Annotated in this window: 1 protein-coding gene; it reads right to left on the bottom strand. The window is 61.8% G+C overall.

All coding sequences use genetic code 11. The annotated features are described in order from the left end of the window. On the bottom strand, positions 1–166 hold a 166-nt coding region (locus EU800_RS29270; RefSeq protein WP_129636380.1), incomplete at its 3' end, for a DUF3489 domain-containing protein. Positions 167–422: the final 256 nt, after the last annotated feature.

Here is a 422-nt window from a genome sequence, read left to right as displayed (position 1 = left end):
CCTGCCGCTTGACTGTGTAGCCGGCCTTGCGCAACCCGCTCAGGACCGCGCGAGCGGAATGCGGCTGCCAGCCGGTGGACTTGCAGATCGCCTCAAGGCTCGTGCCCTCAGGGCGAGCGAGCATCGCGCGCACCTTTTCGGCCTTGGTCAGCTTGGATTTGGACATATTGGTCTCCTCAGGTAGCGGGCCGGCGGAATGCCAGCCCCGGTACCGAGGAGAGCCCGATGTCTTCGGGCGTGATGTCAGTGACGCTCTGTTCGCGGCAGCAGTCCAGCGGAACTTGCGAAACGAGAATGAGCTATGGCTGAAAATGGGTGATGGGGCCTGAGAAGGCGGCGTATCGTGGCGGGTGCTCAAGCCTGCCAGAACTTCCAGAAGGAACGATACGCCATGAAAGACGATACCACGATCACCCCGTTTC

The organism is Tropicimonas sp. IMCC6043 (assembly GCF_004146235.1).
In the GTDB taxonomy this organism is placed as follows: domain Bacteria; phylum Pseudomonadota; class Alphaproteobacteria; order Rhodobacterales; family Rhodobacteraceae; genus Tropicimonas.
Note: the sequence above shows the minus strand (reverse complement) of the source record. Positions and strands in the feature narration are given on the sequence as shown.